Source organism: Streptomyces sp. NPDC102259, from assembly GCF_044766465.1.
GTDB lineage: Bacteria > Actinomycetota > Actinomycetes > Streptomycetales > Streptomycetaceae > Streptomyces.
The window spans coordinates 116256-141811 of sequence record NZ_JBIWMA010000015.1; the positions used below are offsets into that span (position 1 = coordinate 116256).

Annotated in this window: 24 protein-coding genes and 1 pseudogene; 19 read left to right on the top strand and 6 right to left on the bottom strand. The window is 71.3% G+C overall.

The features are described from left to right. Positions 1 to 2: 2 nt before the first annotated feature. The 9 genes from ACIRPU_RS29785 to ACIRPU_RS29825 all read left to right on the top strand — a co-directional run bounded on the left by ACIRPU_RS29785 (position 3) and on the right by ACIRPU_RS29825 (position 10562). Entirely contained in the window at positions 3 to 1202 is a 1200-nt protein-coding gene (locus tag ACIRPU_RS29785) for a cytochrome P450 (protein WP_403872636.1), read from the top strand. Positions 1203 to 1210: 8 nt separating this feature from the next. Then, a complete protein-coding gene (locus tag ACIRPU_RS29790; RefSeq protein WP_355707192.1) occupies positions 1211 to 1678 on the top strand; it encodes a VOC family protein in 468 nt (155 codons plus the stop codon). Between the two features lie 80 nt (positions 1679 to 1758). Beyond that, the gene (locus tag ACIRPU_RS29795) at positions 1759 to 2940 is read left to right on the top strand and encodes an acyl-CoA dehydrogenase family protein (protein WP_403872639.1); all 1182 of its coding nucleotides are present in this window, start codon (positions 1759 to 1761) and stop codon (positions 2938 to 2940) included. A gap of 4 nt (positions 2941 to 2944) precedes the next feature. Then, complete coding sequence (locus ACIRPU_RS29800; protein WP_403872641.1) at positions 2945 to 4486, top strand: class I adenylate-forming enzyme family protein; 1542 nt, start codon at positions 2945 to 2947, stop codon at positions 4484 to 4486. Further along, a complete protein-coding gene (locus ACIRPU_RS29805) occupies positions 4483 to 5760 on the top strand; it encodes a MaoC family dehydratase N-terminal domain-containing protein (RefSeq protein ID WP_403872643.1) in 1278 nt (425 codons plus the stop codon). Before ACIRPU_RS29800 ends, ACIRPU_RS29805 begins: the two co-directional genes overlap by 4 nt. Before the next feature lie 2 nt (positions 5761 to 5762). Beyond that, positions 5763 to 6527 (top strand): crotonase/enoyl-CoA hydratase family protein, encoded by a 765-nt coding sequence (locus ACIRPU_RS29810; protein ID WP_355707196.1) that lies wholly within the window; start codon positions 5763 to 5765, stop codon positions 6525 to 6527. Positions 6528 to 6594: 67 nt separating this feature from the next. Then, the gene (locus ACIRPU_RS29815) at positions 6595 to 7716 is read left to right on the top strand and encodes a CaiB/BaiF CoA transferase family protein (protein WP_403872645.1); all 1122 of its coding nucleotides are present in this window, start codon (positions 6595 to 6597) and stop codon (positions 7714 to 7716) included. Between the two features lie 15 nt (positions 7717 to 7731). Continuing rightward, a complete protein-coding gene (locus ACIRPU_RS29820; RefSeq protein ID WP_355707198.1) occupies positions 7732 to 8874 on the top strand; it encodes a thiolase family protein in 1143 nt (380 codons plus the stop codon). Then, positions 8871 to 10562 carry a thiolase C-terminal domain-containing protein gene (locus tag ACIRPU_RS29825; protein WP_403872647.1) on the top strand — a complete coding sequence of 564 codons (1692 nt, stop codon included), beginning with the start codon at positions 8871 to 8873 and terminating at the stop codon, positions 10560 to 10562. Before ACIRPU_RS29820 ends, ACIRPU_RS29825 begins: the two co-directional genes overlap by 4 nt. Before the next feature lie 25 nt (positions 10563 to 10587). On the opposite strand, the pseudogene ACIRPU_RS29830 reads toward ACIRPU_RS29825, so the two are convergent. From ACIRPU_RS29830 to ACIRPU_RS29850, 5 genes and pseudogenes are all read right to left on the bottom strand, one after another. Beyond that, a pseudogene (locus tag ACIRPU_RS29830) lies at positions 10588 to 10815 on the bottom strand (MFS transporter); the annotation flags it as partial. Positions 10816 to 11014: 199 nt separating this feature from the next. Next, complete coding sequence (locus ACIRPU_RS29835) at positions 11015 to 11299, bottom strand: hypothetical protein (RefSeq protein ID WP_403872649.1); 285 nt, start codon at positions 11297 to 11299, stop codon at positions 11015 to 11017. A gap of 363 nt (positions 11300 to 11662) precedes the next feature. Continuing rightward, positions 11663 to 12700, bottom strand: a complete 1038-nt coding sequence (locus ACIRPU_RS29840; protein ID WP_403872651.1) for a zinc-binding dehydrogenase — start codon at positions 12698 to 12700, stop codon at positions 11663 to 11665. A gap of 30 nt (positions 12701 to 12730) precedes the next feature. After that, positions 12731 to 13972 (bottom strand): cytochrome P450, encoded by a 1242-nt coding sequence (locus tag ACIRPU_RS29845; protein ID WP_403872653.1) that lies wholly within the window; start codon positions 13970 to 13972, stop codon positions 12731 to 12733. 147 nt (positions 13973 to 14119) lie between these two features. Continuing rightward, entirely contained in the window at positions 14120 to 15328 is a 1209-nt protein-coding gene (locus tag ACIRPU_RS29850; RefSeq protein ID WP_403872783.1) for an acyl-CoA dehydrogenase family protein, read from the bottom strand. A gap of 196 nt (positions 15329 to 15524) precedes the next feature. Between ACIRPU_RS29850 and ACIRPU_RS29855 the strand changes: the two genes are divergently transcribed. The 5 genes from ACIRPU_RS29855 (at position 15525) to ACIRPU_RS29875 (ending at position 21247) form a co-directional block, all read left to right on the top strand. Further along, positions 15525 to 16997, top strand: a complete 1473-nt coding sequence (locus ACIRPU_RS29855; protein ID WP_403872655.1) for a FadR/GntR family transcriptional regulator — start codon at positions 15525 to 15527, stop codon at positions 16995 to 16997. 116 nt (positions 16998 to 17113) lie between these two features. Next, entirely contained in the window at positions 17114 to 18262 is a 1149-nt protein-coding gene (locus tag ACIRPU_RS29860; RefSeq protein WP_403872657.1) for an acyl-CoA dehydrogenase family protein, read from the top strand. 23 nt (positions 18263 to 18285) lie between these two features. Further along, a complete protein-coding gene (locus ACIRPU_RS29865; RefSeq protein WP_403872659.1) occupies positions 18286 to 19053 on the top strand; it encodes an SDR family NAD(P)-dependent oxidoreductase in 768 nt (255 codons plus the stop codon). Beyond that, positions 19050 to 20228, top strand: coding sequence for an acyl-CoA dehydrogenase family protein (locus tag ACIRPU_RS29870; RefSeq protein WP_403872661.1), 1179 nt, complete (start codon positions 19050 to 19052; stop codon positions 20226 to 20228). The genes ACIRPU_RS29865 and ACIRPU_RS29870 overlap by 4 nt, the downstream gene beginning before the upstream one ends. Then, positions 20225 to 21247: an NADPH:quinone oxidoreductase family protein gene (locus ACIRPU_RS29875; RefSeq protein WP_403872663.1), complete on the top strand. Its 1023-nt coding sequence runs from the start codon at positions 20225 to 20227 to the stop codon at positions 21245 to 21247. The genes ACIRPU_RS29870 and ACIRPU_RS29875 overlap by 4 nt, the downstream gene beginning before the upstream one ends. Here the strand turns inward: ACIRPU_RS29875 and ACIRPU_RS29880 are convergent. Next, positions 21216 to 22079 (bottom strand): mycofactocin-coupled SDR family oxidoreductase, encoded by an 864-nt coding sequence (locus ACIRPU_RS29880; RefSeq protein WP_403872665.1) that lies wholly within the window; start codon positions 22077 to 22079, stop codon positions 21216 to 21218. The genes ACIRPU_RS29875 and ACIRPU_RS29880 overlap by 32 nt on opposite strands. 177 nt (positions 22080 to 22256) lie before the next feature. On the opposite strand from ACIRPU_RS29880, the gene ACIRPU_RS29885 reads away from it, so the two are divergent. The 5 genes from ACIRPU_RS29885 to ACIRPU_RS29905 are packed head-to-tail and all read left to right on the top strand — an operon-like array spanning position 22257 to position 25508. Beyond that, positions 22257 to 23402, top strand: a complete 1146-nt coding sequence (locus ACIRPU_RS29885; RefSeq protein WP_403872667.1) for an amidohydrolase family protein — start codon at positions 22257 to 22259, stop codon at positions 23400 to 23402. After that, positions 23399 to 23659, top strand: coding sequence for a hypothetical protein (locus tag ACIRPU_RS29890; protein ID WP_403872669.1), 261 nt, complete (start codon positions 23399 to 23401; stop codon positions 23657 to 23659). Before ACIRPU_RS29885 ends, ACIRPU_RS29890 begins: the two co-directional genes overlap by 4 nt. 7 nt (positions 23660 to 23666) lie before the next feature. Further along, the gene (locus ACIRPU_RS29895) at positions 23667 to 24479 is read left to right on the top strand and encodes a mycofactocin-coupled SDR family oxidoreductase (RefSeq protein WP_403872671.1); all 813 of its coding nucleotides are present in this window, start codon (positions 23667 to 23669) and stop codon (positions 24477 to 24479) included. Then, positions 24476 to 25336, top strand: coding sequence for an NAD(P)-dependent oxidoreductase (locus ACIRPU_RS29900; protein ID WP_403872785.1), 861 nt, complete (start codon positions 24476 to 24478; stop codon positions 25334 to 25336). Before ACIRPU_RS29895 ends, ACIRPU_RS29900 begins: the two co-directional genes overlap by 4 nt. Next, a complete protein-coding gene (locus ACIRPU_RS29905; RefSeq protein ID WP_403872673.1) occupies positions 25320 to 25508 on the top strand; it encodes a ferredoxin in 189 nt (62 codons plus the stop codon). The genes ACIRPU_RS29900 and ACIRPU_RS29905 overlap by 17 nt, the downstream gene beginning before the upstream one ends. Positions 25509 to 25556: the final 48 nt, after the last annotated feature.

Consider the following 25556-nt stretch of genomic DNA (forward strand, 5'->3'; position numbering starts at 1 on the left):
TGATGAGCACGACGCTCGAACCCGACGGAACCCACGACGGCCTGCCCGCCTATCACTTCGACAACCGGCTCGGCGGCCCGGTCCTCAGCCACCAGGAGCGATGGGACGAGATCGCCGGCGCCCACTCCGGGTTCCGCAGCACCATCGCGCGCGGCTACTGGGTCGTCACGGACGGCCCGGAGGTGCAGAAGGCACTCCAGGACTGGCGGACCTTCTCCAACAAGTCGGTGACCGCGCTCGAACCGAACCCGAAGTTCCTGTGGATCCCCGAGATGCTGGACCCGCCCACGCACTCCGTGTGGCGGCGCCTCCTCGGCCGCTACTTCTCCCCGAGCGCCGTCGCCGCCCGGGAGCCGGAGGTCCGCCAGGTCGCGGCGGAGATGATCGACGCGCTGAAGGGCCGGGACGGCGCCGACGTGCTCGACGAGTTCACACGCCGCTTCCCGACCCTGATCTTCATGCGTCTGATGGGCCTGCCGGAGGAGGACCTGCTCACCTTCCTCGCGTGGACCCACGAGCTGCTCCACCTGTCCCACGACGAGGACCCGGACGGCGCCCGGCAGATGACCGCCATGCGGGAGGTGTCGGCCTACTTCGAGGAACAGATCGCCCTGCGCCGCAGGACGCCACGTGACGACCTGCTCTCCCACGCCATGGCCTGGACGATCGACGGCGAGCCGATCGACGACCGGGACATGCACGCCTTCTGCATCCTGATGTTCCAGGCCGGCTTCGACACGGTCCCCATCTCCATCGGCTGGGCGCTGTACCACTTCGCCGCCCATCCGGGACAGCGGGCGGAGATCCTCGCCGATCCCTCGCTCATCCCCACCGGGGTGGAGGAGATCCTCCGCGTCTACTCGTTCGTCGTCCCGGCGCGCAAGGCCACGCAGGACGTGGAGATCGGCGGCTGCCCGGTCAAGGCCGGCGAGATGGTGATGCTCCCGCTCGCGGTCCCCAACCGCGACCCCGGCCGGTACGACAACCCCCTCGAGGTGGACCTGCGACGCAAGGCCACCAACCACATCGCGTTCGGCTCGGGCCCGCACCGCTGCCTCGGCTCGCATCTCGCCCGCCTCGAACTCAACGTGGCCGTCGAGGAGTGGCACCGGCGCATCCCCGACTACCGGATCGCGCCCGGACAGGAACTCTGGCAGCACGGCAACATGTACGGCATCAAGTCGCTCCGGCTGGAGTGGTGAGGGACGTCATGAGCCATCCCCTCAGAGCGGCGGATCTCTACCACACCGGGATCGTGGTCCCGGACGTCGACGCCTGGAAGGCCCGCATGGGCGAGGTCGCCGGCTACCGGTGGACCGAGACCATGTCCGCGGACCTGCCGATCCGGCTGGCCGACGGCGACCGCGTGCTGAACCTCCGCTACACGTACTCGCTCGACGCCCCGCACATCGAACTCGTCCAGGAGATCCCCGGGACACCGTGGACGGCGGCCGAACGCGTCGCGACCCACCACCTCGGCTATTTCTGCGACGACGTGCCCACCACGTCGAAGCGGCTGGAGGAGGCGGGTTTCGCCCTGGAGGCGTGCGCGCTCGTCGACGGCGCCCCGTCGATCTTCGCCTACCACCTGGCCCCTTCCGGTGTGCGGATCGAGATCGTGGACCGCGCCCGGATGCCCGACTTCGCCGCCTACCTGCGGTCGAAGGCACCCCAGTGACAGGCCCAGTGACAGGCCCAGTAGCAGGCCCAGTGACAGCCCCGCTGACGACTCCGCTGACAGTCGAGGACGAAAACCACGTGGCACCCACCTCCGCCTTCACCTTCACCGAGGAGCACGAAGCACTCCGGTCGACGCTGCGCCGCTTCCTGCGCGACAAGGCGCCGAGCGAGGCGGTACGCCGCTCGATGGAGTCCGAAGCGGGCCACGACCCGCGGATCTGGCGGCAGATGGCGGACCAACTCGGCCTGCACGGACTGGCGTTGCCGCAGGAGTACGGCGGCTTCGGCGGCGGGCCCGTCGAGTTGGGAATCGTCCTGGAGGAACTGGGGCGGGTCCTGCTGCCGTCGCCGTACTTCGCCACCGTGGCCCTCGCCGGACAGGCCCTCGCCGCGTCCGGCGACGACACGGCGAAAGCGCGCTGGCTGCCCGCGATCGCGGAGGGCTCACTGACCGGCACGCTGGCGGTGGCCGAGGAGAGCGGGACATGGCGCGTCGAGGACATGGCGGCCGAAGCCGTGCCCGGCGACGGAGGAACCTGGCGGGTGTCGGGCACGAAGATGTTCGTCATCGACGGCCACAGCGCCGACCTGCTCCTCGTCGCGGCCCGCACCGACACCGGACCCGGACTGTTCGCCGTGGACGGTTCCGCGACCGGAGTGACCCGCACCCGCCTGGAGACGCTCGACCCGACGCGCCGCCTGGCGCGCGTCGACCTGGCAGGCGCGGCGGCGCTGCGGATTGGCCCGGAGGGGGACGCCACCGGGTATCTGCGCACGGTGCTCGACCTCGCGGCCGTGGCGCTGGCCGCCGAACAGGTCGGCGGTGCGCAGGCGTGTCTGGACGCGGCGGTGGAGTACGCGAAGGTCCGGGTGCAGTTCGGCCGGCCCATCGGATCGTTCCAGGCGATCAAGCACAAGTGCGCCGACATGCTGCTGAAGGTCGAGGCCGCCCGGTCGGCCGCGTACCACGCGATGTCCGTGGCGGCCGGGGGACCGGGCGAACCGCCGGGGGCCGGGAGAGCGGACGGGCTGGCGGTGTCCGCCGCGCTCGCGGCGGCGTACTGCGCGGACGCCTTCACTCACGCGGCCAAGGAGAACATCCAGATCCACGGCGGCATCGGGTGCACATGGGAGCACGACGCGCACCTCCACCTGAAGCGCGCGAAGTCGTCCGAGCAGCTCTTCGGCAGCCCGGCGACGCACCGGGGGCGGCTGGCCGACCTGCTCGGAATCTCCGTGCCCATGGCGACGAAAGGCTGATCACGTGGGAATTCGCGACCGCCTGTCCCGGCTGCTGGCCGAAGCCGCCGCCGACGCCGAGGCGATCGAGCACCACGGGGAGTGGTGGACCTGGGGTCAGGTCCAACGGGCCGCGCGGGGAGCCGTCGAGGCGCTCGACGCGGCGGGTCGGGAAACCGGCGCCCGCGTCGGTGTCGTCCTGGAGAACCGGCCCGAGCACGTCGCCGTGGTCGCCGCGGTGATCGCTTCCGGGCGGTGCCTGGTGATGCTGAGCCCCTTGCAGCCCGCCGCGCGACTCGCCGCCGACATCGCCCGCTGCGAGCTGCCCGTCGTCGTCTCCGGCGCCGAGGCCCTCGCCGGCGAGGGCGTCCTGGCCGCGGTGACCGCTCACGGAGCGGCCCTGGAGCTGCGCGCGGACGGCACCCTGCGGCCCGCGGGCGGCACGGCGCCCGCCGAGGCGCCGGCCAACCCCGGGGTCGCCGTGGAGATGCTCACCTCCGGCACCACCGGGCCCCCAAAACGCGTCCATCTGCGCAGCGGCCAGCTCGACCAGGCGCTCGTCTCCGGCGGGCAGACCCCGAAGCCCGAAAGGCTGCTGTCGCGGTCGGCGTCGCTCGTGGCCACCCCGCTCGTGCACATCGGCGGCCTGTGGCGGGCGCTCGCCTGTCTCGCGACCGGGCGCCGCATGGTGTTGATGTCCAAGTTCGCCGTCGAGCCCTGGGTGAGCGCGGTGGAACGGCACCACCTGCGGGCGGCGAGTCTGGTGCCGGCGGCCATCCGCGCCGTGCTCGACGCCCGGGTTCCGCAGGAGCGGCTCGCGAGCCTGCAGGTCGTCACCTCCGGCACGGCGCCCTGCCCGGCCGAGCTCGCCGACGCCTTCTTCCGCACGTACGGCATCCCCGTCCTCATGACCTACGGTGCCACCGAGTTCGCGGGAGCGGTGGCCGGCTGGACGCTGCCGTTGCACGAGCGGTGGTGGCAGCGGAAGGCGGGCAGCGCCGGGCGGGCCCTCGACGGGGTCGAACTGCGGGTGACCGGTGACGACGGAGCCGAGATCCCCGTCGGCGGAACAGGCCGGCTGGAGGTCCGGACCGAACAGAGCACCCGGGGCGGCCGAGCGTGGGTGCGCACCAGCGATCTCGCCCGGATCGACGCCGACCGGTTCGTCTGGATCGAGGGACGCGCGGACGACGCCATCATCCGCGGCGGCTTCAAGGTGCAGCCGGAGACGGTCAAACGCGCACTGGAGACGCACCCGGCCGTACGGGAGGCGGCCGTGGCGGGGCTGCCGGACGCGAGGCTGGGCGAGGTGCCGGTCGCGGCGGTCGAGGTCGAGCGGGAACAGGCCGCCCCGGACCCCGCCGAACTCCTCGCCCTCTGCCGTGTCCGGCTCACCCCGTACGAGGTGCCGACGCACATCGTGGTCCTGGACGCACTGCCCCGGACCCCGTCGAGCAAGGTGAGCCGCACGGAGTTGCTGCACCTCGTCCGCGCCCGGATCGCACAACAGGACCGTGCCGAGAAGGACCGCGTGGAGAAGGAACGTGTCGAGGAGGACCGGCGATGACGGACACGCAGGAGAAGAGGCCGGAGAGGTTCGGCGTCCTGACCGACGAGGCGGTCGAACGCTCCCGCCGCCGCCTCGGCGTCCCCCAGCCCCAACGCAACCCGCCGCACAACTACGAGGTGACCTGGGACGGCGCACGCCACTTCGCCCACGGCTACGGCGACGACAACCCCCTGTACTGCGACCCGGACTACGCGGCCGGGACCCGGTGGGGCTCGCTCGTCGCACCGCCCGCCTTCCTGTACACGATGGGCGAGGACGCCGCCCCGACGCCGGATCCGCCCACCAGGGCGCTCCTGAAGGGAGACCCGTTCGCGGGCCTCGGCTCCTACCAGGCGGTGATGGAGTTCGAGTGGTGGCGCCCCCTACAACTCGGCGACCGTTGCCGGGTGTTGCAGACACAGGTGGGCGTCCACCTCAAGCCCAGCAGCTTCGGCGGGCGCACGGCACATGTCGTGCGCGACTACCTCTACGCCAACGGGCGGGGCGAGATGCACGCCCTGAGGCGAGGCACCTGGATCAACGCCGAGCGGCACACGTCGCGGAAGCGGGCCAAGGAGCACCGGGAACAGGAGCCCTACACGGCCGAGCAGCTCGCCGGGATCGACGCCGCCTACGCGGCCGAGACCCGGCGTGGAGCCGAACCGCGTTACTGGGAGGACGTGGAGATCGGTGAAGAGCTCCAGCCGCGGGTCAAGGGACCGCTGACCACCACCGACGTGGTCGTCTGGCACCTGGGCTGGGGCATGCAGCTCACCCCGCCGGGGGCGTTCGGGATCGCCGCGAAGGTCCGCCGCAAGGCTCCCGGCCTCTACCCGCCGAACCCGCTGAACATCCCGGACACCGTGCAGCGCCTGCACTGGGAACCCGAGCGGGCGAGGGAACTCGGGCTGCCGAACCCCTACGACTACGGCGGGATGCGGGAGACATGGCTGTGCCATCTGCTCACCGACTGGATCGGCGACGACGGCTGGCTGTGGAAACTGCGCTGCGAGCACCGCAGGTTCAACTATCTCGGCGACACCACCTGGGTACGCGGCACGGTCGTCGACAAACGACAGGCGGACGGGCGCTTCGAGGTGCACGTCGAGGTGCGGTGCGAGAACCAGCGGGGTGAGGTCACCACGCCCGGTACGGCCGTGGTCCTGCTGCCGACCCGGGACCGGGCCGTGGAACTCCCGGCGCCGCCCGCCGACGACCTGGACGGCATGGTCGCCCATGAACTGGCCCGATTCGCCGTGACCGGCGATCAAGTGCACGATTCGAGGAGGTAGGCGTGTCCGACGACGTACTGGTGGAGCGCCGCGGCGCGGTCCAGGTCATCACGATCAACCGTCCTGCGGTCAAGAACGCGCTGGACGCCGGGGTGGCCGCCGGGGTGGCGGCCGCGGTGGACGAGCTCGACGAGTCGGACGAGCTGCGGGTCGGCGTGCTCACGGGGTCGGGCGGGACGTTCTCGGCGGGGATGGACCTCAAGGCGTGGCTGCGCGGTGAGAGCCCCGCGATCGAGGGCCGCGGACTGTGCGGGATCAGCATGACACCGCCGCGCAAGCCACTGATCGCCGCCGTCGAGGGCTGGGCCCTGGCCGGCGGTTTCGAACTGCTGCTGGCCTGCGATCTGGTCGTCGCCGCCCGCACGGCGCGGCTCGGCGTGCCGGAGGTGACCCGGTCGCTGGTGGCCCGCGCGGGAGCCGCGCTCCATCTGCCCCGCCGGATCCCGTACGCGATCGCCCTGGAACTCCTGCTGACCGGCCAACCGATCGATGCCGAACGGGCGGCCGCGTACGGCCTGGTCAACCGGCTCACCGACGAGGGCGGCGCGCTCGACGGCGCGCTGGGACTCGCCGAGACCATCGCGGCGAACGGCCCCCTGGCGGTCGCGGCGACCAAGGAGATAGCGCGCTCCACCGCCGACTGGACCCTGGCGGAGGCATGGGCCAAGCAGGTCGACATCGCCGAGCCGGTGTTCCGGTCGCAGGACGCCCGGGAAGGGGCGGCGGCCTTCGCCGAGAAGCGGGCGCCGGTCTGGAAGGGCCGCTGACAGTGCCGTACGCCCGATCAAGTGTCGCCGTACGTCCGATCAAGCGTCCTCGACCGAAGGAGGGGTGATGACGACAGGACCGCTCGCCGGCTGCCGGGTCGTCGAACTCGGCGGCATCGGGCCGGGGCCGTTCGCCGGGATGCTCCTGGCCGACCTCGGGGCGGAGGTCGTCCGCGTGGACCGGCCCGAGCGCGCGGACGAGACGGACGCGGGCGGACCGGCGGACGTGCTCAACCGGGGCAAGCGCTCGGTCGTGCTCGATCTGAAGGACCCGGCCGCGACCGCCGCACTCCTCCGACTCGTCGAGCGCGCGGACGTGTTGATCGAGGGGTTCCGTCCCGGCGTCACCGAACGGCTGGGCATCGGACCGCACGACTGCCTGGCCCGCAACCCCCGTCTGGTCTACGGCCGGATGACCGGCTGGGGCCAGGACGGACCGCTCGCCGCCGCGGCCGGCCACGACCTCACCTACATCGCGCTGACGGGCGCGCTCGGCGCCATCGGGGACGCGGGCGGCCCGCCGCAGATACCGCTGAACCTCGTCGGCGACTTCGGGGGCGGCGGCTGCTACCTCGTGATCGGCGTACTGGCCGCCCTGCACGCCGCCGCCCGCACCGGCCGCGGCCAGGTCGTCGACGCGGCCATCGTCGACGGCACCGCCCACCTCCTCGCCAGCACCTTCGCCAAGCTCGCCCGCGACGAGTGGCACGACGAGCGGGGCGTCAACCGCTTCGACGGCGGCTGGCCCTTCTACGCCGTGTACGCGACCAAGGACGGCCGGCATGTGGCGGTCGGCGCGCTGGAGCGCAAGTTCTACCGGTGCCTCGTCCAACTGCTCGGCCTGGAGGTCGACCCGGACCGGCAGCACGACCGGTCGACCTGGCCGGAGCTACGGCGGCTGCTGACCCGGCTCTTCGCGGAGCGCACCCGGGACGAGTGGGCGGCGTTGTTCGAGGGCACCGACGCCTGCGTGGCACCCGTCCTCAGCCTCACCGAAGCGGCGGCACATCCCCATCTGGCCGGGCGCGCAAGCCTGTTCACTCGCGACGGAGTGATCCAGCCGGCCGCCGCGCCGCGCTTCTCGGCGACCCCGTCGAGCCCAGGCCGCACGGCGCCGGCCGTCGGCGCCGACACCCGGGCCGTGTTCCGGGACTGGGGAGTCGACGCCGCCGTGCAGATCCCCGACTGACCTCAAGGAGCTTCCATGCGAGACGCCGTCATCGTCGACGCCGTGCGCACCCCGATCGGCAAGCGCAACGGCTCGCTGGCCCCGGTGCACGCGGCGGATCTCTCGGCGAAGGTGCTGAACGCCCTCGTCGAGCGCACCGGCGTGGACCCCGGCACCGTCGACGACGTGGTCTGGGGCTGTGTGACCCAGATCGGCGACCAGTCGAGCAACGTCGGCCGGTTCGCGGTGCTCGCCGCCGGCTGGCCCGAACACGTCCCGGCCGTCACGGTCAACCGGGCCTGCGGCTCCAGCCAGCAGGCGGTCGACCAAGCCGCGCACGCCGTCATGGCGGGCCAGTACGACCTCGTGGTCGCGGGCGGGGTGGAGACGATGAGCAGGGTGCCGCTCGGCTCGCACCGCACCACGGGACAGCCCTACGGACCCGGAGCGCTGGCCCGTTACGACGGCGTCGAGTTCAGCCAGGGCACCGGCGCCGAACTGATCGCCGAACGCTGGGGTCTCACCCGCACCCGGCTCGACGAGTTCGCCGCACGGTCCCACGCCAAGGCGGCCGCGGCGATCGACGCGGGTGTCTTCGACGACCACATCGTGCCGATCGAGGTCGACGGCACCAAGTTCGCCGTGGACGAGGGGCTGCGCCGGGGGACGTCGGTCGAGACGCTCGCCCGCCTCAAGCCGTCGTTCAGGGAGGACGGAGTGATCCACGCCGGGAACTCCTCCCAGATCTCCGACGGCGCCGCCGCTCTGCTCGTCACCACCCCCGAGCGGGCCCGCGAACTCGGCCTCACCCCGATCGCCCGCTACCACTGCGGAGCCGTCAGCGGCGCGGACCCGATCACCATGCTGCTCGGCCCGATCCCCGCGACCGAGAAGGTGCTCCGCCGGTCCGGGCTCAGCCTCGACGACATCGGAGTGTACGAGGTCAACGAGGCGTTCGCCCCGGTCCCGTTGGCCTGGCTGGCCGAGACCGGAGCCGACCCCGAGCGGCTCAACCCGCTGGGCGGGGCGATCGGGGTCGGCCACCCGCTCGGCGGCTCCGGCGCCATCCTGATGACACGGCTCCTGGCCCGGATGCGGAGCGAGAACCTCCGTTACGGACTCCAGACCATGTGCGAGGGCGGCGGCACCGCGAACGCCACGATCATCGAGCTGCTGTGACGACCCGCGTCGAACGTCCGCTGCCCCAACCCACCCTCGCCAGCGCCGAGTTCTGGAGTTCCGGGGCCGACGGGGTGCTGAGGATCCCGCACTGCGGGGACTGCGGACGTCATTTCCATCCGCCGCTGCCGGTGTGTCCCTCCTGCCGTAGCCGCGCGGTGGCCCTCGCCCCCGTCTCGGGCAGGGCCGTGGTGGTCGGCTTCAGCGTCAACCACCAGACCTGGCTGCCGAAGTTCCCACCGCCGTACGTCGTCGCCGTGGTCGCCCTCGCGGAGGACGACCGGGCGCGGCTGACGACGAACATCGTCGGCTGCGACTCGGACGAGGTGCGCGTCGGCCTGCGGGTCCGGGTGTGCTTCGAGCAACTCGAAGAAGACGTGTACGTCCCCCTGTTCGAGCCGGAGCCGCAGACCGACGCGGAGACCGATGCGGAGACCGAGGCCGCCGAGGGCCCCGGCCCGCTGCCCGAGCCCCGCGACGTCCGCACCGCCCTGCGGCCCATGGCCTCACCCCGCAAGTACGAGGACAGGGTCGCGCTGACCGGCGTGGGACAGTCCCGCGTGGGCCGACGCCTCATGGCCGACCCCCTCTCCCTGACCGTCGACGCCTGTCTGGCAGCGGTCGCGGACGCCGGCCTCGACCTCGACGAGATCGACGGGCTCTCCACCTACCCCGGACCGAGCCCCGACGGTATGAGCGAAGGCGGCGTCACCGCTCTCACCGAGGCTCTGCAACTGCGCCCCACCTGGGCCAACGGCGCCCGTGAGGTGCCGGGCCAGATCGGCTCGATCACCGCCGGCATGCTCGCGGTCGCCGCCGGACTGTGCCGGCACGTGCTGTGCTTCCGCACGGTGTGGGAGTCCTCGCACAGTGCCCTGGTCCGGTCCGGCCGGTGGAAGGCGTCGTCCGGCGGCCGCGCCACCGGCATGTTCGAGTTCCGGGCACCCTTCGGAGCCATGTCGGCCGCGCAGTGGATCGGCTGCAACGCCTCGCACTACATGCACCGTTACGGTGTCGGCCGCGAGGCCCTCGGCGCCATCGCCGTCACCGCGCGGGCGAACGCGGCCCGCAATCCCGAGGCCCTGCACCGCGACCCCATGACCCTCGACGACTACTTCGACGCCCGCGTGATCACCACACCGTTCGGGCTCTACGACTGCGACGTGCCGTGCGACGGGGCGGTGGCCGTCGTCGTCTCCGCGATCGAGACGGCGTACGACCGGCCCCGGCCGCCCGTCCTGGTAGAGGCCGTCGGCACGGCCGTGCTCGAACGCCTCAGCTGGGACCAGGACACCCTGACCCACCTGCCGCAGTCGCACAGCCCCTCGGCCCATCTGTGGACGCGGACCGACCTCACACCCGCCGACGTCGATGTCGCCCTGCTCTACGACGGGTTCACCTTCAACGCCCTGTCCTGGATCGAGGGCCTCGGCTTCTGCGGACCGGGCGAGGCGACCGACTTCGTCGCCGGCGGCAAGACCATCGCCCTGGACGGCGACCTCCCGCTGAACCCGCACGGCGGCCAGCTCTCGGCGGGCCGCCTGCACGGCTTCGGCTTCGTCCGCGAGGCCATGCTCCAGTTGCGCGGCGACGCGCCGGACCGCCAGGTCGACGACGCCCGGGTCGCGGTGGTGACGGCGGGCGGGGGAGTGCCGTCGGGGGCGATGCTGCTGAGGAGGGCTGAGTAGCCGGTCTCCTTCGGACCGGCCCGCCTCAGGCGGGGAGGCTCACGCGTTGCCGCTCCGACTGGGTGAGGCGTGCCGAACGCGTGCGGGTTCCGAAGGCGGCCAGGGCGATCGCGCCGAGCAGCCAGGTGCCGGCGATGAAGTAGAGGACGCTCTGGTAGCCGTGGCCGTTGTAGAGCGAGGCGACGATCAGCGGACCGGCGGCGTTCGACAGTCGGCCGAGGCCGTAGGAGACACTCGTTCCCACGGAGCGGCTGGTAGATCAGCCGGCGTTCGGATGCCGCTGACGGGACGATCGTGGTCCGTGCACGCGGCTTGGTGATCCATGCCGAGCCGTGTTCCCGGTCCTCGCCGCGGCCGACGCAACCGGCGGGATCAAGACGGTGCGGGGCGACCAAGTGGGCAGCGGGCCGGTACGGCCCCGGAGCCGTCTCGTGCGGGCGGGCCGAGCACTGTCACGCGGAGGCCACCACCTCGCCGGCCATGACCTGGGGAGGGTGGGGGAGCAGCGACGCGAGGTTGTCCCGCACGAAGTCCGCGGCCCGCGAGATCGATTCGTCGGCGCCGGCCCGGTCCTGGAAGACGCTGGTCGAGACCATCACTGCGTCCCCGGTGTCGATCCAGTAGTAGGCCACGAAGCCGGAGACCTGGCGCATGAGCGGCACGAACCCCTCGTTCACGAGACGTGCGGCCTCGGCCGCATCGGTCACCCCTTCGTACCGCCGGACTGCTGCGTACATCACCAAGGCTCCTCACGGCGTTCTTCGTTCGTTCCCTGCTGAGGCGTCATACCCCTGCGTCGGCCGCCTGGCTCATCAGGCGTCCGGCAATCACCTGAAGGGCCGCCTGGGGTGATCCGAACGGCGGTCGCCGGCCCGGACGCCCGTCGGCCGCGGCCGGAGCGGATCGGCGGGAAGCCCTTGACCAGAAGGATCGGAGCCTGGCTGTCGCGGCGGGCTCGCTCCCGAAACTCCGTCGGACAGGGGCAGACCGGTCCGCTCGGTGAGCGAGTGGATCCCGGAGCCACTGCGAGCAACACGGACACAGCCCCGGAAGACCGCCCCGCACGCAGAACGAACACCGTGGCAGCACTGAGGATCAAGTCAGTCGTCGAAGGTGACGATGACCTTCTCCGCGGCTCCGGGGGTCAGCGCCAGCTCGAAGGCCCGTGTCACCTCGGCGAACGGCACCTGGTGACTGATCAGCCGGGCGAAGCGGTCCTGGTGCTCCGCGAGTTCCGCGGTCACCTCGAAGATCTCGGTCGGATACCCCTGGGAAGCGATGAGGGTGAGCTCGCTACGGAGCATGGCGCCCAGGTCGATCGCCTCGGACGGTTTCTGCACACCGACCATGACCAGTTTGGCGCCCCACTTGGCGGCGTCGACCGTGGCCTTGAAGACGGCGGCGACACCGGCGGCGTCGATGTAGACGTCGGTACCGGCACGCGGCTGGCCCAGCGCGTTGGCCGCCTCGCCGTGCAGCTCGGTCAGCCGGGCGGTGACGTCCTCCTCGGCGGAGTTGATCACGGCGTCCGCGCCGACGGCCAGTGCGGTCTCCAGCCGCTCGGGGATGACATCGGCGACGACCACGTGCTCCACCCCGCGCAGCTTCAGCCAGATGGTCGTGGCCAGCCCGATCGTCCCGGCACCGAAGACGACGACCTTGTCGCCGGGCTTCGCCTCCGAGCGGTTGACGCAGTGCCGAGCCACCGCCAGGGGCTCGTTCAGCGCGGCCACGCCGAAGGGCAGCTCGTCCGGGAACACCGCCACACTCGTGCCCACGACGGCGTTCTCGACGAGCAGGTACTCGTTCATCCCGCCCAGCTCGCCGCCGCAGCCGATGATGCCGGACGGCGCGGCCTGCGGGTTGACGACCACCCGGTCGCCGATCGCGAGGTCCGTGATCGCGGAGCCCACCTCGACGACCTCACCGGCCGGTTCGTGTCCGAGCGGCAGCGGGACCACCGAGCCGGTGATGTCGTACGGGGTGCCGCCGCTCCGGACGAAGAAAGCGTCGGTACCGCAGATGCCGCAGGCGCGGATCCGCACGAGGACGTCCTGCGGGCCGGGCGCGGGGCGCTCGACCTCCACGACCTCGATGTCGTTCTTCGCGCCGGTCCGGACGGACTTCATCGTGGCCATGGAGCCGACTCCTTCTGCGGGAACACCGGGTTACCAGGTGACGGGGAGGTCGTAGATCCCGTAGGCCTGCGAGTCCTCCTTGAACTTGAGCTCCGAGACGTCGACCGCGAGTCGCAGCGTCGGCACCCGGCGGAACAGGGTGCTGAACACGACGTGCAGTTCGATGCGGGCCAACTGCTGCCCGACGCACTGGTGCGGTCCCCAGCCGAACGCATGGTGATGCGCGGCGGTGCGGGTGAGGTCGACCTTCTCGGGGTCCGGAAACGCCAGCGGGTCCCAGTTGGCCGCCGGTAGCGACGCGATGACGCCCTCGCCCGCGCGGAGGATCTCGCCGTCGATCTCGATGTCCTCCACCACCGCCCGCCGCGCCAGCAGATGCGGGATGGTGAGATAACGCAGCAGCTCCTCGACGGCCTTCGTCACATACTTCGGATCATCGGAGTGTTCACGCAGGCCCGCGAGCTGGTCGGGATTCTGCAACAGCAGGGCGGTGCCCAGCGTGATCATGTTGGCACTGGTGTCGTGACCGGCGACGAGCAGGATGTGCCCCAACGGGGCCGCTTCCGCCATGGAGAGCACGCCCTCCTTGACCCGGGCGCCGAGGTCGGAGAGGACGTCCTCACCGGGGTCGTCCATCTTGGCCTCGATGAGCCCGGAGATGTAACGGCGCAGATCCGCCGTCGACCGGGCAGCCTCCTTGGCGGTCTTGAACCGGGCGTTGGTGACTCCGGCGTGCTTCTGGAAGAACTCGTGGTCCTCGTACGGCACTCCGAGGAGCGCGCAGATCATCAGGGACGGCAGAGGCAGGGACAGGGCTTCGTTGAGGTCGGTCGGGCGGGGCCCGGCCAGCATCCTGTCGATGAGGTCGTCGGTGATCTGCTGGATCTCCGGGCGGAGTCTCTCCATGCGGTGACGGGTGAACGAGTTCGTCAGCATCCGGCGCCACCGGGTGTGCTCGGCGCCGTCGGTGTTGTTGATCGACGGCTGGATCTCGGCCGCGTGCGCCTTCATGGCCTCGGTCGTGTGAGGGTATCCGGGCGCGCCGATGTTCGCGCTGAGCCGCGGGTCGGTCAGCAGCTGACGCTGGGTGGCGTGCGACGTGACGACCCACGGGGTGGTGCCGTCCCATGTCCTGGCACGTACGACGGGCTTCCCGGCGTCGTGCAGTTCGAGCAGACCCGGCGGCGGCGCGAACGGGCACTGGCTCGATCGGGGCGACGGATACTCCGGCAGCTCTTCCGTGGCGTCGGTACCGACCACGCGCTCGGTCATGGTTCCCTCGTTCTCTCGTCGTCACAACTGAGGGAACCTTACGTAGACCGTTCGGTACAATCAATAGTCCGGGGCGTCGTCGGCTCGTTCTGTCCGCGCCTATTGACCGAGCGGTCTATTTTGCGGGCGCGGGGCGGGCGGAAGCGATCAGCGACGTTCCCGCGGCAACCCCAGCCCCCGCTCGGCCGCCTGGGTCCGCAGAACCTCGTTCGCCCCGCCGGCGATCGTGTACGCGCGTGAGTACAGATGGGCGTCCTGCCACCAGCCGTCGGCCACCGCCTCCGGGTCGTACTCGGTGAGCAGGCCGTCCGTGCCCTGAAGACGCAGACCGAAGTCGGCCAGGTCGTGGTTGAGGTCGCTGAAGAAGATCTTGCCGAGGAGGGCGTCGGCGGGCTGTTCCGTGCCGTGCAGCATCCGCGACTGCGCGAGAGAGATCATCGCGCCGTTCACGTGCACCCGGGCGGCGAGTTCACCGATCGCCTGCCGGGTGGCGGAGTCGTCGAGCGCGGGGCGGCCGCGCACCGGCGTCGCCTCCGCGAGCCCCGCCAGGTCGTCCAGCACGGCGAACAGCTCGGCGCCGCGGGCGGCCACGCCGGAACGTTCACGGCCGAGGCTGCTCATCGCCACCCGCCAGCCGTCGTTCACCCGGCCGATCACGTTCGCGGCCGGGATCCGGACGCCGTCGAGGAAGACCTCGTTGAAGTCGGTGGTCCCGGTGATCTCGCGCAGCGGCCGTACGTCGACCCCCTCGCTGCGCATGTCCAGCGCGAACGCCGTGATGCCCTTGTGCTTCGGGGCGGCGGCGTCGGTGCGCGCGAGAAGGTAACCCATGTCGGCGTGCTGGCCGTTGGTCGTCCACACCTTCTGGCCGTCGACGACGAACACCGCGTCAGGATCCTCGGGGCCGCCGCCCTCCCGGCGTGCCCGGGTGCGCAGTGCCGCCAGGTCGCTGCCCGCCTCCGGCTCGCTGAACAGCTGGCACCACACGTCTTCGCAGGTGCGGATGCGAGGCAGGAAACGCCCCCGCTGTTCGTCGGTGCCGAAGTCGAGCAGGGCGCCCGAAGCCAACGAGGCCGCGCCGACGGGCGGCCAGGTACGGGCGCGGGCGATCTCCTCGGCGACGACGAACGGTTCGAGAGGATGGGCGTCGGGCCGGCCGCCGTACTCGACGGGCCAGTCGATGCCGAGGAGGCCGGCCTCGTACAGCTTCGCGGTCCACTCCCGGATCGCCGGCATCAGGGCCGGCTCGGGTGCGCGCACCCCGGAGTGGGTCTTGACGCCGGGCGCGTGCTCCGCCACGAAGGCGCGCACTTTCTCCCGGAACGCCTCGAGTTCGGGTGTGGGGTCCAGTCGCATCACGCTGCCGACTCCTCGGTCCTCGTGCGAGCGATCTCGAAATGAGGGTACTCTAACCAGGTCGTCGAGTCGGCGGCCAGGGGTGTACGGCGGAATCAGTAGCCCGATCTCGCTGTAGGGCGTCCGACCCGCGCGTCGCCTGCTCGTGTGCCGAATAGACTGGGGATCCGCGATATCCCCGCAGAGGAGTTGGCCCATGGCGACTGCCGTCGACCGCGAGCCCGCCGACGGCGAGACCGGCGCCCCGGTCGGCAAGCTGGCCGCGCAGACCGCGCAGCGCATCGAGGCGACCGTGATCCGCCAGGGCTGGCCCGTCGGCGATTCGCTGGGCTCCGAGGTGGACCTGCGGGAGCAGCTCGGGGTGAGCCGTGCGGTGCTGCGCGAGGCGGTGCGTCTGGTCGAGCACCATCAGGTCGCGAGGATGCGACGGGGCCCGGGCGGCGGACTGATCGTCTGCGCCCCCGACGCGGGACCGGCGACCCGGGCCATGGTGATCTACCTCGAGTACGTCGGCACCAGCGTCACGGACCTGCTGAAAGCCCGCCAGCTCCTCGAACCGATCGCCGCGGGTCTCGCCGCCGAACGGATCACCGAAGAGGGCATCGCCACGCTCCGTGCGACGCTCGACTCCGAGCTCTCCCACTGGGACGACCCGTCGGTCCATTCGCAGGACCCGTTGCACCCGGTGCTCGGCCAGTTGTCGGGCAATCCGGTTCTGCACCTTTTCATCGACGTGCTCACCCGCCTCACCGCCCGGTACGCGAACACCTCCCGGCGTGTCTCCAAGGCGGAGATGCACGCGGCGAAGGAGACCTCGCACCGGGAGCACAAGGCCGTCATCGACGCGGTGATCGCCGACGACGGCGCCCGCGCGCAGACGGAGCTCACCGCGCATCTGGAGTCGGTGGCCGGGTGGATCGAGAAGCACCGGGTGCGCCGCGGACAGCGGATCTCGGGGAACGTGGTCGATCCCGAACTGGTCGAAGGGCCACGGGCCAAGCTCGCCGAAGTGGTGGCCGCCCGGATCCATGACGACATCGCCGCGCGGGGTTGGCAGATCGGCATGGTGCTCGGTTCGGAGACGGATCTGCTGGCCCGCTACGAGATCAGCCGGGCTGTCCTGCGGGAGGCCGTTCGTCTGCTGGAGTACCACCAGGTCGCCCGGATGCGCCGCGGGCCCGGCGGCGGACTGGTCGTCACCTCGCCCGAGCCGCAGGCCAGCATCGACACGATGGCGCTCTTCCTCGAGTATCAGGGCGTCACGGCCGACGACCTGCGGATCGTCCGCAACGCCATCGAACTCGGCGTGGTCGCCAGGGTGACGGCCCGGCACGCCGAGGGCGACACGGAGGTCGCCGAGCGCCTCACGAAGGCGGTCCGCTGGACCACCGAGGGTCCGGCCGACGATCTGCGCAAGGCCGACCTGTTCCACTCCGAACTGGCGGCCCTGGCCGACAACCCGGTGCTGTCGCTCTTCCTCGCGATCATCACCGAGCTGTTCCGCCGGCACGCGTCCGGCCGTGACCGGCCGCTGCCCGGAGACACGGCGGCCGACGAGGTGCAGCACGTCCATCAGCGCATCCTGGACGCGATCGCGCAGGGCGACGCGGGCGTGGCCCGGCACCGGATGCGCCGCCATCTGGACGCGCTCATCCCCTGGTGGCACTGATTTACTGACACTCATTCCCCACGCCCCATGCGCTTCCATGCGCCATGGGGCGTTCCTCTGTGCCATGACTGGGTAATTGCGTATACTGAATAGGGTCGAGAGTCGAAGGAGATCCGATGCGCCGGACCCTGTTCGAGCAGGACCATGAGGACTTCCGTCTCCTCGTCCGTGACTTCCTCGTCCGTGAGGTGCTCCCGGTGTACGAGGACTGGTGGCGCGCCGGCCTCGTCCCCCGCGAGTTGTTCACCTCGTTGGGCAAGCTCGGGATCCTCGGTACGGCCGTCCCCGAGGAGTACGGCGGAGGCGGCCGGGACGACTACCGCTTCAACGTCGTCATCCAGGAGGAGTGCGCCCGCGCGGGCGTCACGCTGGGCGGCCTGCGCACCCATCTCGACGTGGTCCTCCCGTACTTCACGGGCCTCGCCGACGAAGGGCAGCGGGCCCGCTGGTTCCCGGGACTGGCCTCCGGCGAGCTGTACACGGCGATCGCGATGAGCGAACCGGGTACGGGCTCCGACCTCGCCGGCGTCACGACACGAGCGGTCCGGGACGGCGACCACTACACGCTGAACGGCGCCAAGACCTTCATCACCGGCGGCCACCACGCCGACCTGGTGATCGTCGTGGCCCGCACCGCCACCGACCCGGACGACCGGCGCGCCGGCCTGTCCCTGCTCGTGGTGGAGAAGGGCATGCCCGGCTTCGCGGTCGGGCGCAAGCTGGAGAAGATCGGGCTCGCCGTCCAGGACACGGTGGAGCTGTCCTTCGACGACGTCCGTGTTCCCGCCGCCGACCTCCTGGGCGAGGAAGGCGCCGCCTTCACCCACCTAGGCCGCAACCTGGCCCAGGAACGGCTGGCCATCGCGGTCGGCGCCGTCGCCCAGGCCCGCGCCGCGATCGACCTGACCCTCGGCTACGTCCGCGACCGGACGGTGTTCGGCAAGCCGGTCGCCCACTTCCAGAACACGAAGTTCGAACTCGCCGCCATGGCGACCGAGCTGGAAGCCTCCCAGGCCCTGCTGGACGCGGCGATCGCCGCGCTGGTCGCCGGCGAACTGAGCCCGGCCGACGCGGCGAAGACCAAGCTGTTCTGCACCGAGACCCAGGGCCGCGTGGTCGACCGCTGTCTGCAACTGCACGGCGGCTACGGCTACATCCTCGAGTCCCCGATCGCCCGGCTGTACGCCGACGCGCGGGTCACCCGCATCTACGGCGGCACCAGCGAGGTCCTGAAGACCATCATCAGCAAATCCCTGGGACTGTGAACCCCTCCCGTGAGGAGTCGAACATGAACATCGACGGTTCTGCGGCACTGGTCACCGGCGGCGCCTCCGGCCTGGGACTGGCCACCGCGCGCCGCATCATCGACCGAGGCGGCCAGGTCGTCCTGGCCGACCTCTCCGAGGAGCAGGGCGTCAAAGCGGCCGCCGACCTCGGTGACGCCGCGCGTTTCGTCCGCGCCGATGTCACCGACGAGCACGCGGTCACCGCGGCGCTCGACGCCGCGCGGGAACTCGGTCCGCTGCGCTTCGTCGTGCACTGCGCCGGGCGGGGCGGCGACCGCACCCGGATCATCGACCGCGACCGCAAGCCCGGCGAGCTCGAGACGTTCGCCGAGGTCGTACGCGTCAACCTGATCGGCACGTACAACGTGCTGCGTCTGGCCGCCGCGCGGCTGTCCGCCAACGACGTCGTGGACGGAGACCGCGGAGCCGTCGTGCTGACCGCCTCCGTCGCGGCCTTCGACGGCCAGATCGGCCAGACCTCCTACACCGCCGCCAAGGCGGGCGTGCACGGCATGACCCTCGTCGCCGCCCGCGATCTGGCCAGTTGGCAGATCCGCGTCAACACCATCGCCCCGGGCATCATGGACACCCCCATGCTGGGCCGGCTGCGCGCCGACATCCGTGACGGACTCGCCGCGACCGTTCCGCACCCCAAGCGCCTCGGCGACCCGGACGACTTCGCCCGTCTCGCCGTGGAGACGCTGGAGAACCCCTATCTCAACGGTCAGACCATCCGCCTCGACGGCGCCATCCGCATGGCTCCGCGATGACAGCGGCCGAGACCGACGAGCAGTTCCGCGCCCGCCTGCGGGCCTTCCTGACGGAGCACCACCCCGGCCGCCGCCCCGAAGACCCCGCCGAGCGCCTCGCGTGGCAGAAGAGATGGCTGGCCAGGCTGTACGACGCCGGATACGCCGGCCCGAGCTGGCCGCTCGAGTACGGCGGCATGGACCTGTCCTTCGCCCGCCAGGTCATCTATCAGGAGGAGTACGCGCGAGCCCGGGTCCCCGGACCCCTGGGCACCGGCCTCGGCATCGCCGCCCCCACCCTCGTCACCTACGGCACGACCGAGCAGAAGGAGCGTTTCCTGCGCCCCATGCTGCGCGGCGACTCGGTGTGGGCGCAGGGCTATTCGGAACCGGAGGCCGGTTCGGACCTGCCGGCGCTGCGCACGACGGCACATCGCGAAGGCGCGCAGTACGTCGTCAACGGGCAGAAGGTGTGGAACAGTTCGGCCGACATCGCCGACGTCCTCTTCACCCTCGTCCGCACCGGATCCCCCGACTCCCGCCAGGACGGCATCAGTTACCTCCTGATCGACGCCCACGCCCCGGGCGTGCATGTGCGCCCCTTGCGGGACCTGACCGGGGAGGCGCGCTTCTGCGAGATCTTCTTCGACGACGTCCGCGTGCCGGTCGCCGACCGGATCGGCCCCGAGAACGGCGGCTGGCCGCTGGTGCGGACGAGCCTCGGCCACGAACGCGCCGCCGGCGCGATGAACCAGGCGGCCCTGTACCGGCGGGTGCTGGACGAACTGATAGAGCTGGCGCACGCACGCGGGGCGACCGCCGACCCCCTGGTGCGCGACCGGCTCGCGGACTTCGAGATCCGGGTGACGATCATGCGGCTCACCGGGATGCGCACCATCGCCGACATCATGGCGAAGGGTGAGCCCGGCCCGGCCTCCTCCACGTCGCGGCTGTTCATCGTGACCTTCGAGCAGGAACTGCACGAGTTCGCCCTGGAGATGCTGGGACCGTACGGGATCCTCGGCAGGCGCGATCCGCACGCCGTGCAGCGAGGGCGCTGGGTCTGGGGTTTCCTGCGCACCCGGGCCTCGACGATCGGGGCGGGCACCGCCGAGATCCAGCGCAACACCATCGCCGAACAGGTGCTCGGCCTGCCCCGGGAACCGGCGACGCCGACCGCGGGGAGGGCACGATGAGAGCCGCACACTGCACGCAGTACGGGCCTCCGGGCGGTCTGGAGGTCGTCGAACGGGACGACCTCGAACCCGGCCCGGGGGAGGTGCTGGTCCGGGTGCACGCCGCCGCGGTCAACTTCCCGGACGTGCTGCTCGTGGCGAACCGTTACCAGGTCCGTGCGCCGCTGCCGTTCACACCCGGCAGTGAGTTCGCCGGTGTCGTGGCCGCGCTGGGGCCCGGGGTGGCCGGCCCGCCGGTCGGCTCACCCGTGGCCGGGGCGGTACTGACGGGCGCGTTCGCGGAGCAGGTCGTGGTACCGGTCACGGGCCTGCGTCCCGTTCCCGACGGGCTCGACATGGTGCATGCCGCCGCGTTCCACGTGACGTACGCGACCGCCTACCACTCCCTGGTCACCGTCGGGCAGGGCACGGCGGGGGAGTGGGCGGCGGTGCTCGGGGCCGCCGGCGGGGTCGGCTCCGCGGCCGTCGACATCGCCACCCGGCTCGGGATGCGCGTGGTCGCGGCGGCGTCGAGTCAGGAACGGCTCGCGGTCGCCCGGGAGCTCGGCGCGGAGGCCGGTGTCGACTACGTCCGCGAGGACCTGAAGACGGGTATCCGTGAACTGACCGGCGGCGAGGGCGCCCACCTCGTGGTCGACCCCGTGGGCGGCGATCACGCGGAGGCCGCCCTGCGGGCGCTGCGGCGGGGCGGCCGGTTCGTCACGGTGGGCTACGCCGACGGGAAGATCCCGCGGATCCCGCTGAACCTGGTGCTGCTGAAGGACGCGGTGGTACGGGGCTTCGAGATCCGCATGCTGCGCCAGTACGCCCCGGACGCGGTGGCCGCCGGCGACCGGGCGCTCGCCCGGATGGTCCGGGACGGGATGCGCCCGCTCGTCTCCCGCGTCCACCCCCTCGCCGAGGTGGCGTCCGCCCTGACCGACGTGGCGCGGCGGCGCACCACCGGCAAGGTGGTCATCGACATGACCGACGGGGTGGAGCCGGCGGTCAGAACGTGGGCAGTTGGGGACGCTTCCTGACGTAACCGCCGGCGTCGACCCGCATCTGCATGCCGGTGACGTAGCGGGACTCGTCGGAGACGAGGAAGAGCACGGTGTCGGCGATGTCCTCGGGCTCGACATAGGGGTTGCCCATACCGGTCGTCGCGGGGAACGAGAGCAGGGCGTCCTCGCGGGTCGGACGGTCGAGGTCGGGCCGGAACGACCGGTACATGAGGTCGTTGTTGAGCATGTCCGTGTTGACGTTGGTGGGGTGCAGCGCGTTGACCCGGATCCGCCGGGACAGCAGCACCGTCGCCAAGTCGTGCACGAACGCGGCGACTTGGCGCTTGGCGAAGGAGTAGCCCAGCCCGCCGGGGCCGTTGGCGGGGTTGTCGACGCTCGCCGGGGTCAGCGCCGCGATGGAACCCGTCGCCACGATCGAGCCGCCGTCGGGCAGATGCGGCAGGGCGGCCTCGACGGCGTGCACGACGCCGTTGAAGTCGACCGTGACGGCGTCGATGAACGCCTGGACGCTCTGCCCGCTTCCCAGCGGCGCGATGCCGGCCTGGGCGACGACGGCGTCGAGCCGCCCCAGCTCGGCCACCCCCTCGGCCACGGCCGCCTTGAGCGCGGCCGGATCACGCACGTCGGCCTTCCGGGCCACGATGCGCCGGCCGAGCTTCTCGACCTTCCGCACCGTCTCGTCCAGGTCCTCCTCGGTGGCCAGCGGGTAGCCGTTGGTGGCGATGTCCTCGCACAGGTCCACGGCGATGATGTCGGCTCCCTCCGCGGCGAGCCGGATCGCGTGGGCACGGCCCTGACCGCGCGCGGCCCCGGTGATGAAGACGACCTTGTCCTGCACTCGACCCATGGGGTCTCCTTCCCTCGATTAAAAGAGTAGCCTGAATGTGGGTGCGTGATCCCGGCTCATCCTCGATGATCTCTTGATCGAGCAGGATCGCAGTGATCACTTCCGCTGAGTGAGACCTGTTCAGTGCACACAATGCATCCAGTGTTAGAGAGTCTGCGAGACCGAAGGAGCGCAAGGATGCCGTTGCAGCCATGGATGAAACTGCTCTCGACCGACGACCATCTGATCGAGCCGCCGCGACTGTGGTCCGACCGACTGCCGGCGAGGCTCCGGGAGGCCGGGCCGCGCATCGTGGAGCAGCCACGGGGTGAGGGGCAGGCGCCCGCCGAGGTGTGGGTCTACGAGGGCCGCGTCCACCCCTACATCGGCCTGAACGCCGTCGCGGGCAAGAAGCCGGAGGAGTTCGGCCTCGAACCGACGCGCTACGACGAGATGATCCCGGGCTGCTACGACCCGAAGGCCCGGCTGCGTGACATGGACCTGGACGGAGTGTGGGGCGCCCTGTCCTTCCCGTCGTTCCCGGGGTTCGCGGGCACGGTGTTCCTGGACGGACAGGATCGTGAGCTGGCCCGACTGTGCGTCCAGGCCTGGAACGACTTCGTGCTGGACGAGTGGTGCCCTACCGCGCCCGGCCGGCTCATCCCCCTGGTCATCCTGCCGCTGTGGGACGTCGAGGCCTGTGTCGCCGAGATCCATCGAACCGCGGCGAAGGGCGCCAAGGCGATCTCCTTCCCGGAGAACCCCGCCCCGCGCGGACTGCCCTCCTTCCACACCGACCACTGGGACCCCGTGTTCTCGGCGGCCGAGGAGACCGGGCTGCCGCTGTGCCTGCACTTCGGCACCTCGGGCAGGCCGCCGAAGACGGCCGAGGACGCCCCGTTCGCCGTGACGATCGCCCTCTTCGGCTGCAACGCCATGTTCGCCACCGCCGACCTGCTGTTCTCGCCGGTGCTCCACAAGCACCCCAAGCTGAAGATCGGTCTGTCCGAGGGGGGGATCGGCTGGATCCCGTACCTGCTGGAGCGCAGCGACGGCACCTGGGAGCGGCATCGCTTCTACCAGAACGTCAACCAGAGCGTGCGGCCCTCGGAACTGTTCCACAAGCACTTCCACGGCTGCTTCATCGACGACCGCTTCGGCGTCGAGGTACGCCACCACGTCGGCATCGACAAGATCACCTGGGAGTGCGACTACCCGCACTCCGACTCCTACTGGCCCAAGAGCCGCGCCTACGCGGCGGAGGTCCTCGCCGACGTACCGGACGACGAGGTGCACCAGATCGTGGAGTTGAACACCCGCCGCCTCTACAACCTCCCCGCATGAGCCGGCGCCCGCAGTCCGAGCGGTCCGACTGGACCGACCTGGATCTGCTGACCCGCGAGGAGGCCCACGGCAGGCTCCTCACGGAGATCGCGGAGACGGACGTACGCATCGCTGAACTCGGCGACGGCGCCGGCGACATCGGCACCGACCGCGACCGCACCGACCGCGACCGCGACGAGCGCGAACTCCTCCGGTCCCGGCTGCGCGCCCTGCGCGAGGCCGCCGACGACCTGACCGACCACGCGAAGAGAGGCTGAGGCAGTCATGGGGCGTGTGGACGGCAAGGTTGCGCTCATCACGGGAGCGGCTCGCGGACAGGGCCGCTCCCATGCAGTGCGACTGGCCGAGGAGGGAGCGGACGTCGTCGTCACCGACGTCTGCCACGACATCAGCGAGGAGCTGCCGTACCCCCTCGCGTCGAAGGAACAACTCGAGGAGACGGCGGAGTTGGTCAGGGCGACGGGGCGGCGGTGCGTCGCCGTGCAGGCGGACGTCCGCTCGATCGCCGAGGTGCGGGCCGCCGTGGACGCGGCGACAACGGAGTTCGGCCGGCTCGACATCGTCGCGGCCAACGCCGGCGTCATGAGCATCGGAGCCGCCTGGGAGCTGTCCGAGGAGGCTTGGGACGTCGTCGTGGACGTCAACCTCAAGGGCGCCTGGAACACCGCGCGGGCCGCGATCCCCCGGATGATCGAGGCCGGGGAGGGCGGCTCGATCGTCCTCACCAGCTCGGCCGCCGGCATCCGCGGGCATGTGCCGTACGCCCACTACGTGGCGAGCAAACACGGCGTCGTCGGACTGATGAAGGCCCTCTCCAACGAACTCGCCCCGCATCACATCCGGGTGAACACCGTCCACCCCACCGGGGTCAGCGACACGGGCATCACGGTCGGCGTGCCGGTGGAGGAACTCGCCGCGCGGGAGCCGTTGTTCGCCCTGGCCGCGATGAACCCCCTCGCTCCCTACGTCGAGCCGCGGGACGTGTCGAACGCGGTCCTGTTCCTCGCCTCGGACGAGGCGCGGTACGTCACGGGACTTCAGTTCACCGTGGACGCGGGCTCGACGAACAAGCCATAGGCAGGGGAGGGCGCATGTCGATGCCGACGGTCGGGTTCCTCGGTGCCGGACAGATCGGCGAACCGATGGTCGAGCGGCTGCTCGCGGCCGGCCACCGGGTCCGCCTGTACGCACGACGGGCGGAGACGCGCGAGCGGCTCTCGGCCGCGAAGCTCGTGGCGGAGCCGGTGGAGGTGGCGGCCTCCGACGTCGTCGTCAGCTGCCTCTACGACGACGCGCAGATGCTCGAGGTACTGCCTGAGGTCGTCGCCGCCATGGAGTCCCGCACGGTCCTCGTCTCGCACACGACCGGACGACCGGACACCCTCGACCGCCTCGCGGCGTACGGACCCGGGGGCCGCGCCGCGATCGTGGACGCCGCGTTCAGCGGAACGGCCGACGCGGTGCGCGCCGGCCGGCTGGTGGTCTACCTGGGAGGTGAGCCCGAGCACCTCGCCACGGCCCGCCAGGTCGTCGGCGCCTACGCCGGTACCGTCCTCACCACGGGCGCGCGCGGCTCCGCCCTGCGGACGAAGCTCCTCAACAACCTGCTGTTCGCCGCGGTCTCCCAACTCACGCTGGGCGCGGTGGAGGCGGGGAAGGCTCTCGGCATCGAGGAGAGCGCCCTGCTGGACGCTCTCGCGGTCGGCAGCGGCGGTTCGACAGCCGGTCGGTACATCACCGCGCGGGGCGGGGCCGAGCCCTTCGTCGCGACGGTCACGCCCTATCTGCGCAAGGACCTGGAGGCCTGCGGCGACGTCGCCGCCCAGGCCGGTGTCGACCTGTCGACGCTGCTGACCGCGGCCCGCAGCGGTCCGATACGGCTCGGCGACCCATCACCTTCGGAAACGGAGCACTTGCATGAAGATCACGATTGACGAGGCGGGGTGCTCCGGGCACGCCCGGTGCGCGGCGGTGGCGCCCGGACTGTTCCGCCTCGACGACGACGGCTACGCGCTGCCGTTCGACGGAGAGGTCCCAGAAGGCCTCGAACAGGCCGCCCGCGACGGGGAGACGGCCTGCCCGGAACGGGCGATCACCGTCGAGTGACATGGGTGAGCCCCACGGCCCGAGGCCGTGGGGCTCACCCATGTCCGA